This is a genomic window from Micromonospora humida (assembly GCF_016901255.1).
Taxonomy (GTDB): domain Bacteria; phylum Actinomycetota; class Actinomycetes; order Mycobacteriales; family Micromonosporaceae; genus Micromonospora; species Micromonospora wenchangensis.
Genome location: NZ_JAFEUC010000002.1, coordinates 630,994 through 643,051, shown reverse-complemented (window position 1 = coordinate 643,051; position 12,058 = coordinate 630,994). Strand labels below are relative to the sequence as shown.

Annotated in this window: 12 protein-coding genes; 3 read left to right on the top strand and 9 right to left on the bottom strand. The window is 73.6% G+C overall.

What is annotated here, in order from left to right; translation table 11 throughout:
* Nucleotides 1–95 precede the first annotated feature (95 nt).
* Nucleotides 96–1,487, bottom strand: coding sequence for a cellulase family glycosylhydrolase (locus JQX11_RS06690; protein ID WP_204924069.1), 1,392 nt, complete (start codon nucleotides 1,485–1,487; stop codon nucleotides 96–98).
* Between the two features lie 381 nt (nucleotides 1,488–1,868).
* On the opposite strand from JQX11_RS06690, the gene JQX11_RS06685 reads away from it, so the two are divergent.
* Both JQX11_RS06685 and JQX11_RS06680 read left to right on the top strand, forming a co-directional pair.
* Nucleotides 1,869–2,831: a TIGR03557 family F420-dependent LLM class oxidoreductase gene (locus JQX11_RS06685; protein WP_204924068.1), complete on the top strand. Its 963-nt coding sequence runs from the start codon at nucleotides 1,869–1,871 to the stop codon at nucleotides 2,829–2,831.
* A 257-nt stretch (nucleotides 2,832–3,088) separates the two neighbouring features.
* Nucleotides 3,089–3,844, top strand: a complete 756-nt coding sequence (locus JQX11_RS06680) for an alpha/beta fold hydrolase (protein WP_232377265.1) — start codon at nucleotides 3,089–3,091, stop codon at nucleotides 3,842–3,844.
* A 166-nt stretch (nucleotides 3,845–4,010) separates the two neighbouring features.
* Here JQX11_RS06680 and JQX11_RS06675 read toward each other — a convergent pair whose 3' ends face one another.
* From JQX11_RS06675 to JQX11_RS06640, 8 genes are all read right to left on the bottom strand, one after another.
* A complete protein-coding gene (locus JQX11_RS06675) occupies nucleotides 4,011–5,123 on the bottom strand; it encodes a hypothetical protein (protein ID WP_204924067.1) in 1,113 nt (370 codons plus the stop codon).
* Complete coding sequence (locus JQX11_RS06670) at nucleotides 5,120–5,638, bottom strand: SigE family RNA polymerase sigma factor (RefSeq protein WP_204924066.1); 519 nt, start codon at nucleotides 5,636–5,638, stop codon at nucleotides 5,120–5,122. The genes JQX11_RS06675 and JQX11_RS06670 overlap by 4 nt, the downstream gene beginning before the upstream one ends.
* Before the next feature lie 91 nt (nucleotides 5,639–5,729).
* Entirely contained in the window at nucleotides 5,730–6,557 is an 828-nt protein-coding gene (locus tag JQX11_RS06665; protein WP_204924065.1) for an endonuclease/exonuclease/phosphatase family protein, read from the bottom strand.
* 10 nt (nucleotides 6,558–6,567) lie between these two features.
* Nucleotides 6,568–8,061, bottom strand: a complete 1,494-nt coding sequence (locus JQX11_RS06660) for a phosphatase PAP2 family protein (RefSeq protein ID WP_204924064.1) — start codon at nucleotides 8,059–8,061, stop codon at nucleotides 6,568–6,570.
* 83 nt (nucleotides 8,062–8,144) lie between these two features.
* Entirely contained in the window at nucleotides 8,145–9,146 is a 1,002-nt protein-coding gene (locus tag JQX11_RS06655; protein WP_204924063.1) for a YihY/virulence factor BrkB family protein, read from the bottom strand.
* Nucleotides 9,139–10,146: a diacylglycerol/lipid kinase family protein gene (locus JQX11_RS06650; RefSeq protein WP_204924062.1), complete on the bottom strand. Its 1,008-nt coding sequence runs from the start codon at nucleotides 10,144–10,146 to the stop codon at nucleotides 9,139–9,141. The genes JQX11_RS06655 and JQX11_RS06650 overlap by 8 nt, the downstream gene beginning before the upstream one ends.
* A 102-nt stretch (nucleotides 10,147–10,248) precedes the next feature.
* Nucleotides 10,249–10,830, bottom strand: coding sequence for a Clp protease N-terminal domain-containing protein (locus JQX11_RS06645; protein ID WP_232377264.1), 582 nt, complete (start codon nucleotides 10,828–10,830; stop codon nucleotides 10,249–10,251).
* A complete protein-coding gene (locus JQX11_RS06640) occupies nucleotides 10,827–11,063 on the bottom strand; it encodes an HTH domain-containing protein (RefSeq protein WP_204924061.1) in 237 nt (78 codons plus the stop codon). The genes JQX11_RS06645 and JQX11_RS06640 overlap by 4 nt, the downstream gene beginning before the upstream one ends.
* A 116-nt stretch (nucleotides 11,064–11,179) precedes the next feature.
* Here JQX11_RS06640 and JQX11_RS06635 point away from each other — a divergent pair, with 116 nt between their 5' ends.
* A complete protein-coding gene (locus JQX11_RS06635; RefSeq protein WP_204924060.1) occupies nucleotides 11,180–11,986 on the top strand; it encodes a PP2C family protein-serine/threonine phosphatase in 807 nt (268 codons plus the stop codon).
* Nucleotides 11,987–12,058: the final 72 nt, after the last annotated feature.

Genomic DNA, 12,058 nt, shown 5'->3' with positions numbered 1-12,058 from the left:
GTGTCCCCGACGCTCGATACCGCTACCTCGCCCCCGATGAGGGGATCACGCACGGGTGGTGGCCGGGCCCCGGAGGACCCGGCCACCCGGGGTGGTCAGCTCGCGGTGCAGGTCACCGTGGGGGCCGGGTTGCTGCCGGTCCAGCTGCCGATGAAGCCGAAGGCGGTGCTGGCCCCGGCACCGAGCCGGCCGTTGTAGTCGACGTTGCGGGCGGTCACCGTGCTGCCGCTGCTGCTCAGCGACGCGTTCCAGGACTGGCTGACGGTCTGACCGTTGGCGTAGGTCCACTTCGTCGTCCAGCCGTTGATCGCCGCGCTGCCGGCGGTCACCTTCACCTCACCCTGGAAGCCGCCCTGCCACGACCCGATGACGGTGTACGTAGCGGTGCAGCCCCCGGTCGCCGGCGGGGTCGTCGTCGGCGGGGTGGTGGGGGGCGTGGTCGGCGGGGTGGTCGGCGGGGTCGTGGGCGGGGTGGTCGGCGGCGTCGTCGTCGGGGTGGTGCCGGAGTAGACCGACGCCTCCTTCGCGGTCGACTTGATGCCGTTGACGCCGTTGAAGATCCGCTGCCCCCAGGTGGTCAGGGCGGCCGGGTTGAAGTTGGTGGTCATGTCGAGGTACTCCACGCCACCGCCGTTGCCGCTCCACGACCAGCCGAGGTAGCCGATCCCGTTGGCCTGGGTGTACGACAGGATGGTGTCCTCGTCGGGGTTGCCGTCGGAGTGGTCGAAGCCGAACTCGCCCACCACGATGGGCAGCTTGGCGGTGCGGAACCGACCCAGGTAGTCGCTGATCTCGGCGGCGGTGTCGAAGACGCCGTACATGTGGATCGAGAAGACCGTGTTCTTCTGCGGATCGGCGGCGAACACCCCGGCCGCGTTGTCGCGCATGGTGAACGACCAGTCCTGACCCCAGTTGGGGGCGTCCACCATGATCGTGTGGGTGATGCCGCCGGCCCGCAGCCGCTTGATCGCGTTGGCGTTGTCGGTGGCCCAGGTGGCGTAGCCCTGGTTGCCGTACGGCTCGTTGCCGATGTTGACGATGACGTACCGCTCCTGGCCCTGCAGGGCGCTGGCGATGCTCAGCCAGTAGTCGACCGCCCGGTCCAGGGTGATCGCCCCGGCCTGCTCGCCGTAACCGGTGGTGTCGTGCACCTCCAGCACGCAGATCAGCTTGTTGGCCCGGCACAGCGAGATGACGTTGCTGACGTCGGCGGCGGTGTTCTTGGTCCAGCGGTCACCGCTGGCCAGCACCACCCGCACGGTGTTCGCGCCGAGCGCCTTGATGTTGGCGAAGGAGGTGGTCTGCTGCGGGTACCAGGTGTGGGCGTGGTTGACGCCCCGCATGATGAACTCGTTGCCGTTGGCGTCGTAGAGCTTGCCACCGGAGACCGTGAAACCGGCCGCGGCCTGGGCCGGCTGGCCGAAGGCGAACACGGCGGCGAGGACGGTGAGCAGGGCGACGCCGGCGACGGAAAGTCGCTTCTTCATGGGTTTCCTCAGGAAGGGTCGACCCCGTTGCCCTGGCGGGGTGGCGATGCTGGTGACGGTGGCGCTCGGCTGCAGCCCGACAGCCGCCGCCTGACTCCCTGGCCGCGTGCGGACCAGCGTAGGGCCACCGGGCCGGGAAGGCAACCGGTTAAGTTGGCTGCCTGCCTCCGCCGACCCTGCGGCGACCCACGCCGACCGTGAGCCGCCACAGGGGGCGGTCATCCCCACCACAGGATGTGACACCACCAGCCTGAACCGGTTAAGCCGGACATTAGACGGCCCTCCCGTCACCGTCAAGAGGGACCCGGCCGCACATCCGAGGTTGACCGGCACCGGCCAGGGGTATCCGGTGACGATCGTCGCCCGGAAGGAGAAACCAGTATGGTCCGCGTCGGCTACACCCTGATGTGCGAACAGACCGGCCCGAAGCAGTTGGTCGACCACGCGGTACGGGCGGAGGCGGCCGGCTTCGACCAGCTGGTCATGTCCGACCACTACTATCCGTGGCTCGACGCGCAGGGCCACTCCCCGTACGCCTGGTCGGTGCTGGGCGCGGTCGCCCACGCCACCAGCCGGGCCGAGCTGATGTCCTTCGTGACCTGCCCGATCCGCCGGTACCACCCGGCGGTGGTGGCGCAGAAGGCCAGCACCATCGGGGTGCTCTCCGACGGGCGGTTCACCCTCGGCCTCGGCGCCGGGGAGAACCTCAACGAACACGTGGTCGGCGGGTGGCCGCACGTGCAGCAGCGGCACGAGATGTTCTCCGAGGCGCTCCAGATCATCCGTCCGCTGCTCAACGGCGAGACGCTGACCTTCTCCGGCAACCACTTCGACGTCCCCGACGCCTACGTCTGGGACCGCCCGGATCACCCCGTACCGATGGCCGTCGCCGCGTCCGGGCCGTCGTCGGCCGCCCTCGCCGCCGAGTACGCCGACGGCATCGTCGCCACCGAACCCGACTCCCGGATCATCCAGCTCTACGACGACGCGGGCGGTGCCGGGCAACCCCGCTACGGCCAGGTGGCCATCTGCTACGGCCCCGACGAGGCCGAGTGCCGCAAGATCGTGCACGACCAGTTCCGCTGGTTCGGCAGCGGCTGGAAGGTCAACGCCGACCTGCCCGACCCGGAGGCCTTCGCCGCCGCCACCCAGTTCGTCCGGGAGGAGGACGTCGCCGACGGCATCCCCTGCGGGCCCGACGTCGACCGGCACGTCGAGGCGTTCCGCGCCTTCGTCGACGCCGGCTTCACGCACGTGGCGATCGTGCAGGTCGGCGGAGACAGCCAGCCGATGTTCCTGGACTGGGCGCAGGAGCAGCTACTGCCCCGACTGCGCGAACTGTGACCGCCGTGGCGGGTCGGGCCGGGTCGCGTGCCCGCCCCGGCCCGACCGGGACCGGCCTCGACGCGTTGCGGCGGGCACTGGCCGCACCGCACCCGACGGCCGGGTCCGATCGGCCGCCCGCCCACACTCCGGGCCCGGACCACCCGGTCACCGTGCCGGACCCGGACACCGCCTCCCGGGCCGCGCCGGCTCCGACCCGCACATCGCCGGCCACGCCGCCGGGTCCACAGGCCGTCGCGCGCCGGGTGCGGACGGCGTTGACCAGCGAGTTCCGGCTCGTCGACGGGCTGCGCACGCACACCCGGCGCTCCGCCGACCCGACCGTGCCCGGCGCACCCCCGGTGGTGCTGGTGCACGGGCTGGCCGTGTCGCACCGCTACCTCACCCCGCTGGCCGAGACGCTCGGCACCACCCACCCGGTGTACGTGCCGGACCTGCCCGGCTTCGGGCTGAGCGCCCACCCCGGCCACTCCTACGACCTGCGGCAGCACGTCGCCCACCTGCTGGCCTGGCTCGACGCGTACCGGATGCCCCCGGTCTGCCTGGTCGGGCACTCGTTCGGCGCGGAGGTGGCCGCCGCGCTCGCGGCGGACCACCCCGGGGCGGTCCGGGCGCTGGTGCTGGCCGGGCCGACCAGCGACCCGACCGCCCGGTCCCGGCGGGGGCTGGTCGGCCGGTGGCTGGTGGACAGCCTGCGGGAGACGCCCTGGCAGGCGCCGATCCTGGTCCGCGACGTCCTCGACGCGCGCCCCTGGCGGGTGGCGGCCACCATCGCGCACTCGGTCCACAACGCGGTGGAGGAGGATCTGGTCAGGATCGCCGCGCCCACCCTCGTGCTGGCCGGGGAACGCGACCCGATCGTGCCGCCCCGGTGGCGCGCCCAGGTGACCCGGCTGGTGCCCGACGCCCGGCTGGTCACCGTGCCCGGTGCCGCCCACAACGTGCTCACCACCGCCCCCGGGCCGGTGGCCGGAGCGATCCGTGACCTGCTCGTCCCGACCCTGGCCAGGTGAACCATGCGCTTCGGCAACACGCAGATCCGACCTCTAGGCGGCGGCTTCGGCTGCCTGCTGATGATCCTGTTCTCGGTGCTCGCCTCGATCGCCCTGACCGTCCTGGTCAACCTGCTCCTCTGACGACAGCGGGGAGCGCGGCGTGCACGCTCCCCGCCGGTCGACGTCACAGCGGTCGCCAGGTCGATTCGTCGTCGTGGTCGGCGACCGGCCGGATGGCGGCGGCCAGGTCCCGGGCCCCGTCCTCGCCACCGAGCGCGGCGCTGCCCGCCGGACTCCCCGTTCCCACCATTGCCCGGCAGCTGGCGCAGCCGGGCACGCCCCCGACCGACCAGGTGCCGGGCCCACCATGCTGGAGGAAGGTCCACGCCGGTCGACCGTGCACGACGCCCGTCGGCTCATCCGGCCGGTCGCCGCGCTCCAGGCCGACGCTCAGGTCCCCACGGGCGGCAGCGGAACCGGGGAGCCGGTAGTCGAGGACCACCGTGTCCCACCGGCCGTCCCGCCAGCGCATCCGGGCCTGGTGGAGCCGGGCGTCCGACGGCAGCGCCACCGGCTGGAGCGGCACCCGGACCGGTTGCCGCTCCCACACCATCCCCTCGGCCACCCGCCGCAGCACCTCCGCAGGCCGGTCGATGGTGACCGCGGTGATCGTGACCCAGGCGTCCGGGGCGTACTGCCAGGAGAACACCGTCTCCTTGCCGTTGGGGCTGGTGTGCAGGAACGCCGGGTGCCCCTGCACCGGCTCGACAGGTGAACCGGGCGGGGTGGCCCAGGGGGTCGGGCCGCTGCGCAGCCTGCCCGCGTCCCTGTTGTCCCGGGTCAACTGGTCGGCGAAGAAATCCACCCCCCGCGCGCCCACCGTCACCGCGACGCTGCCGACCAACCGGCGGACCCGGGTCGCCTCGACCGGTGTGAACCGGGACGCCCCGATCGTCTGCCGGTCCGCGGCGGTGGAGAGGTTCCGTTCGGACAGGTCGGCCGGTAGCCAGGTCAACCGGAAGAGCTGCCGGGTCGGATCGAAGGCGGTCGGCGCCACCGTCGGCGGCCAGGTGCGGTCGGCCGGGGTCGGCGACTGTCGTACCCCCAGCAGGGCGGTGACCCCGAGCAGCGCAACGGCGGTGACCACTGCCGTGGCCGCCACGGCCAGCCGGCGGCGACGCCGCACCGCGCGCTCCCCTGCCGTCACCAACGCCGGGGTGTCCGGGCCTCCGGTCGGTAGGTCGTCGGCGGCCCGGGTCAGCATCTCCCGGACCAGGGTCTCGTCGTCATGGATCATCGGGTCACCTCCGTCGGGTCCGCCAGCGGCAACCGCCGGCGCAGCGCGGCCAGCCCTCGCGCGGTCTGGCTCTTGACGTTGCCGGGTGAGCAGCCCAGCACCTCGGCGGTCTGCTCGACGCTGAGGTCGGCGTAGAAGCGCAACACCAGCACCACCCGCTGGCCGGGTGGCACCGCCGCCAACGCGGCCCGCACCGCGACCGTGTCCACCACGGCGTCGGTCGGCCGAACTCCCCCGGGCTCCGGCTCCGGCGGGCGGTCGAGCAGGCGTACCCCGAACCAGCGGGACCGGCGCTCCTGCCGGAACGCGTTGACCAGCATCCGGTGCACGTACGCCCCGATGTCGTCGGCGGACCGTGCCCGGCCCCACTTCACGTAGAGCCGGGTCAGCGTCTGCTGCACGACGTCGTCGGCACGGTGGGCATCTCCCCCGGTAAGCAGGTACGCCGTCCGGCGCAGCTTCGGTGTCGCCGCCGTCACGAAGTCGACGTACTCCTGCCGTTGCATCGCGTGCATCGACCACTCCCCGTCCCGGACGCTGGCACTGTCACCCGTAGCGATGGCGGCGGGAGCGCAAAGGGTTGCACGGGTTTCTGCGGAGGGGCGGTCAGGCCGGGTCGAGGTCCAGCTCGGCGACGACCGGGTAGTGGTCGGAGGCGTACTCGGTGTCGCCGCCGCGTACCACGTGGACGTCGCGCAGCCGGGCGGCGAGCGCCGGGGTGCCGAGCAGGTAGTCCAGCCGCATGCCGGAGAACTCGACGCCACCGCCGTGCCGGGTCGGCGCGGTCAGCCCGGCCTCGACCGACCCGGCCGGATCGACCGACCCGGCGGCGGCGTGGGTCCAGAGGTCGACCAGGCCGGCGGCGAGCAGCCGGGCCACCGCCCGGGTGTCCACCGTCCGCCCGTCGCGGCGCAGGTGCCGCCGCCGGTACGCCACCGGCAGCCGGGCCACCCGCCCGGTGTGATCGGTGCCCGGGTCGAGGGTGTTGAGGTCACCGGCGAGCAGCGCCAGCTCCCCCGGTGCGCGGCGCACGGCTGCGGCGAGCCAGCCGGCCTCGATGCGTCGCCGCAACCCGGTGTACGGGTCGAGGTGGGCGCTGAGCACGGTGAGCGGCCCGGCGGTGGTGGCCAGCTCGACCCGCTGCGCCGCGTGGTGCAACGGCCGACGGACCGGCCCGGCCGAGCGGGTCCGCCACGGCGGGCGGACCAGCACCGCCACCGGCTGACCGAAGCAGGTGCGGGCCAGGTGGGGGTGCATCCCCACCCGGTCGGCGAACCCGGCCAGCACCCCCGGGCGGTCGAAGCCGCGCAGCTCCTGCACGGCCAGCACGTCGGGGGTCTGCGCGGTGACGACCCGGCACACCAGGTCCCGCCGGTCCGGGCCGGTACGGTCCCGGCCGCCGGTCCTGATGTTCCAGGTCATCACCCGCAGCACGGTCGGCGGCTCACCCGGGGCGGCCGGCCTTGGCCAGCTCGTCGTCCAGCTCGTCGACCTGCTCCGACTCGATCTCGGGGCGGTTGCCCTCGTAGACGTCGGCGTTGGGGCGGATAACCCAGTAGAGCAGGCCGATCCACAGGCCGCTGAGGATCAGCGCGCCCATGAAGTCGGTCGGGTGGTGCATGCCCCGGTACATCCGGGAGACCGCCACCCCGATCGGCATGATCACGGCCAGCGCCACGAAGAGCCACCGCCACCAGCGGTCGGTGCGGACGAACACGATGATCGCGATGACCAGCCAGAGGCAGGTGGTCGCGGCGATGTGCCCGGACGGGAAGGACGAGGTGGGCATCTGCCCGTCGAGGTTCTCCACCGCCGGGCGGGGCCGGTCCACCACCCGGGCGGAGGCGAGGAACAGGCTCAGCTCGCCGAAGAGGGCCAGCACCACGAAGAGCACCGGCCGCCACCGCTTCCAGATGGCCAGCACCAGCGGGCAGAAGACCAGCGAGACGATCAGGATGGCGTGGGTGTCGCCGAACTTGCTCCACCACCAGCTCAGCTCGGTGAGGAAGTCGGTGTGCCGGTCGGCGAACCAGCGCGGCACGTCGGTGTCCAGGGTCTCGAAGACGGTGCCCTTGGCGTGGTAGCTGACGTACGTGCCGAAGGCGTACAGGGCGCCGAAGACGATCACCCAGCCGACCAGCAGTTCGGCCACGGCGGACCGGGGGTGCTCCAGCACGTGCTCCTCGGCCGGGGCGGGGGTGATCTTGTCGCCGGCCTCCGGTTCCAGCCCCTCGGTCAGCGGCGGCACCGGTCGGCCCCGCTCGCGTCGCCACAGCCGGAAGGCGTACGCGGTGACGCCGAGCCAGGCCGCGCCGAGCAGCCAGCCGCCGATCACGTCGGAGACGAAGTGCACGCCGAGCGCGATCCGGGTCAGCCCGATCAGTGCCACCAGCACTGCGGCGACGGCGATCGCCGGCTTGCGCCAACGGGGCGACATGGCCGGCAGGAAGACCAGCAGCAGCGCCCCGTACGCGACGAACGAGCCGAGCGCGTGCCCGCTGGGGAAGCTGTTGCCGGGGGCGCTGGCGACCGGCACGTCGACCACCGGGCGGAGCCGGCCGACCAGGGCCTTGAGCGACGGGTCGAGGATCAGCCCGCCCACCCCGGTGACGATCAGGTAGACCGCCAGCCGGGACTGGCGACGGATCAGCAGGGTGACCACGGCGATGGTGACCAGCCAGATCAGCACCGGCCGCCCGCCCAGGTCGGTGACCGCCTGGAGCACGGTGACCAGCGCGTGGTGCGGGGCGACGAGCCCGTTGAACCACTCGGCCGCCTCGTGGTCGGCGTGGTACATGGGGCTCCACCTGAACCGGACGAGCATCAGCAGCAGCCCGAAGGCCACGCCCGCGCCGGCCACGGCCAGCAGGCCGACGACGCTCCGTTCGGCGAAATGGCCGAGCGGCCGTCGGGCCGTTGACTCCTTGACCGCGGTCACCCCGCACCTCCCTTGCGTCGACGTGGCGAGGCGCGCTGTACCCGATTCCGCCGCCGCGTACACGCCCGTCCGGTGTGGCGGGCTCAAAGTGCGGTCATGTCACCGGTGTCGAGCAGTTCGTCCCGCTCGACGTCGGGCTCCCACAGGTCGGGTTGGGCAGGCTCCGGGGCCCCGATCCGCATCGCCTCCAACTGGGCGGCGAAGGACAGCCCGCCGAACAGCGCCATGCCGGTGAGGTTGGCCCACAGCAGCAGCGCCATCATGCCGGTCAACGCCCCGTACGTCTGGCCGAACCCGCCGCCGAACCTGACGTACGCGGCGAGCAGCAGGCTGGCCAGCCACCACAGGACGGTGGCGATGCCGGCGCCGAAGAAGAGCCAGGACAGGCCGGGCTGCTTGCGCCGGGGCGCGTGCCGGAAGATCACCGCCACCGCGACCACGGTCAGCACGAGGCTCAGCGGCCAGCGCACCACCTCCCACACCCCGGCGGCGAAATCCCCCCACCGGTAGTGCCGCTGCACCGACTCGCCCATCGCCCCGCCGCCGACCAGGATCAGGAACCCGGCCAGCGCGGGCAGGCCGGCGACAACGGCCAGCACCGCCGCCCGCAGGTACTTCCACAGCGCGGGACGGTCCCGTTCCACGCCGTAGATCCGGTTGGCGCCGCGTTCGATCTGCGCCATCGTGGTGGTCAACGCGACCAGGCCGGTGATCAGGCCGAGGGTCAACGCCAACTCGCCGGCGCTCTCGGTGCGGTCGCCCTCGCCGAGCAGGTCCTGCACCACCTGTTCGCTCTGCCCCGGGGTCAGCGCCAGCACGGTGTCGGCGACCACCCGGCCACCCTCCTCGACACCGAGGTCGCTGATCAGGCCGGTGAGGGCGATCAGGAACGGCACGACGGCGAGGCAGAGTTGCAGGGCGAAGGCCCGGGAGTGGCTGAACCCGTCGCCGTAGCGGAACCGGATGAACGCGTCCCGCATGAGGTGCCAGCCGCCGTGGCGGCGCAGCGTACGCCAGGCGTCGTCGGCGGCGAGTTCGTCCGACGCCATCAACCGGGTCTCGGGGACGAGCCGGGTGCTACTCACGGCGCGCTTCCCCGACCAGCTTCTCCCCGCGCCGCGCGGCCGCGTCGGCGTCGTGGGCCAGGTCGGGGTCGCCGGCCGGACGTGGCACGCAGAGCCAGAGCGACTCGGGTTTGATCTCGGCGGTCAGGGTCCGCCCCGGCGCGATCAGGTCGCCGTCGAGTTGCCGGGGCTGGGCCCGGTTGCTGGTGATGACGACCTTCCGGGCCCGGTACACCTCCATCCGGGGGACGCTGTCCCGGCGGCGGACCAGGGCCCAGCCCATGGCGAGCCAGTGCCGGACCCGGTTGGGGGTGAGCACGGCGACGTCGAGCCACCCGTCGTCCGGCTCGGCCTCGGTGAGCAGGCGCACCCCGCCCTGCAGCCGCCCGACGTTGGCGACCAGCACGGTGCGGGCCCGGCGACGCATCGGCGGCCGGTCGTCGATGCGGATGCTGAGCCGCATCGGGCGGTCCCGCAGGTGCTTCGCGGCCCCCACCACGTACGCGGGCCAGCCGATGCGGGCCTTGGTGGTCTCGGAGGTGTCCGCCAGCATCTGCGCGTCGAAGCCCATTCCGGCCATCACCGCGAAGCACCGGTCGTCGACGACGCCGACGTCGAGCCGGCGGCGGCCCCGTTCGACGGCCACCTGCAGGCCGGCGGCGAGGTCGTTGGAGAGCCCCAGGTTGGCGGCGAGCAGGTTGCCGGTGCCCTGGGGCAGCACGGCGAGTTCCACGTCGGTGCCGGCCAGCGCGGTGACGCAGGCCATCACCGTGCCGTCGCCGCCGCAGGCGAACACGAGTTCGGCGCCGGCGGCGACGGCCTGCTCGGTCTGCCCCCGGCCCGGGTCCTCGGCGCTGGTCTCGTACCAGGTGGGGGCGGGCCAGCCGGCGGCGGCGAGCGCCTCGTCCACGGTCGCGCGGAACTCGTCGAGATCGGCCACCTTCGTCGGGTTGACCACCACCGCCGAACGCGGGGGGCGGTCGCCGCCGGTCACCGTACGCTTCTGCTCTGCACCGTCCACGGCGTCAGTGTGCAGCACCCCGGCGCGGTCAGCGACCCGGCGACGACCGACGTTGCGTTGACCGCAAACAGGTTTGAGCCGGGCCGGACCCGTGGTGGCTGGTCAGGCCGCCGTACGCAGCGCCGACTCGACCCGGCGGCGCAGGTCGTCGAGGTCCGCGCCGGCCTCGGTGAGCACGGTCGCGCCCAGGCCGCCGCCCTCGCGGAGCACGCCGAGCAGCAGGTGTTCGGTGCCGATGTGCCGGTGGCGCAGCCGCAGGGCCTCGCGTAGCGCCAACTCCAGTGCCGTGCGGGAGCGCGGGGAGAGCGGCCCGCCGAGCGGCCGGCGCAGCCGCCACCGGCGGCGGGGGGCCGGGACCGCCTCGCGCAGGGCGTCGGGGCCGAAGGTGTCCTCGATCCGGGCGACGATGGCCGCGAGGTCGATGCCGATCTCGCGCAGCGCGGCGGCGTCGGCCTCGCCGAGCCCCGTGCCGCCGTCACCGGTGTGCCGCCTGATCCGGGCGCGCAGGTCGTCGGCGTCGAGGCCGGCGGCGGTGAGCACCCGGCGGGCGAGTCCGTCGCCGTCGGCCAGGACGGCGAGCAGCAGGTGCTCGGTGCCGACGGGTCGTCCCCCGTCGGCCTCGGCCTGCTCGACCGCGCAGCGGACGACCGCGCGGGCGCGGTCGGTGAACCGTTCGAACATCATGCCTCCCCGGTGCCGTGGACCGCCGGTCGCCCGGCGTGCTTCTTGTGGACCGCCTGCCGGCTGACCTCGAGCGAGTCGGCGATCTCCTGCCAGGACCAGCCCTGTCGTCGGGCGTTGTCCACCTGGACCACCTCCAGCCGTTCGAGGAGCCGGCGCAGGGCGCGCACGGCGCGCAGACCGACCCGGGGGTCGGTGCTGCCGGCGGCCGCCGCGAGTTCCGTCGCCTGACTCATGCTGTCAATGTACGTTGACAGCTCCCGGGCGTCAACCTGAGTTGACGATGGCGTCGGGTACCCGACACGACGCCGGACGACCCGGTCCGGGCCGACGGCGGTGCTACGGTCCGCTGGTGTTCCGTCGCCGCAGTACCGCTGACCAGCCCGTCGAGGCGGCCCGCCGGCTGCCCGTCGGCCGGGTGGAGTGGGAGATCGCCGGCGGCACCGTGGCCGGCCACCGGTACTCGGCCAACTTCGACGCCCTGCACGTCGACCCGGAACTGCCGTTCGCGGTGGTCGTCGACGGCATGGGCGAGGGCGAGGGCAGCCGCGTCGCCGGCGACACCGCCCGGGACACCCTGCACGAACTGGTCCGCGCCGGCTGGCCCGCCGTCGGCCCGCGCGAGCTGCGCGCCGCGATCACCGAGGCCCAGATCCGGGTACGCCGGGCCGGCGCCGCCATCGACGAGCTGGCCGGCTGCACCCTGACCGCCATGCTCGCCCAGCCCGACGGCGAGCTGGCCTGGATCGTCCAGCTCGGCGACTCCCGGGCCTACCGGCTGCGCGACGGCCTGCTGGAGCTGGTCACCGTGGACCACACGATGGCCTGGCTCGGGGTGCTGCACGGCTGGTGGCCGGCGAACTCCCGGGAGGCCGCCCGCGCCCGCTACCAGCTCCTGCGCTACCTCGGCCACCCCGACCGGCCGGACCCGGACCTGCTCGGGGTGCCGCTGCGCCCCGGCGACACCTGGCTGTTGTGCACCGACGGGGTCAGCGACCAGCTCGACTACCACCGGCTGCGGGACCTGCTCGCCGAGCCGGACCCGACCCGGGCGGTACGCGGCCTGCTCGCCGCCAGCCTGGCCGAGGGCGGCAGCGACAACGCCACCGCCGTCGTGCTGCGCGTCCACCCGGCGACCGGCGGGCACCCGTCCGACTGATCCGGCTCCACCGCCCGCCCGGCGCGACTAGCGTCGGTGGGGACGGCGTGGCCGTGCCGTGCGGACGCCCGG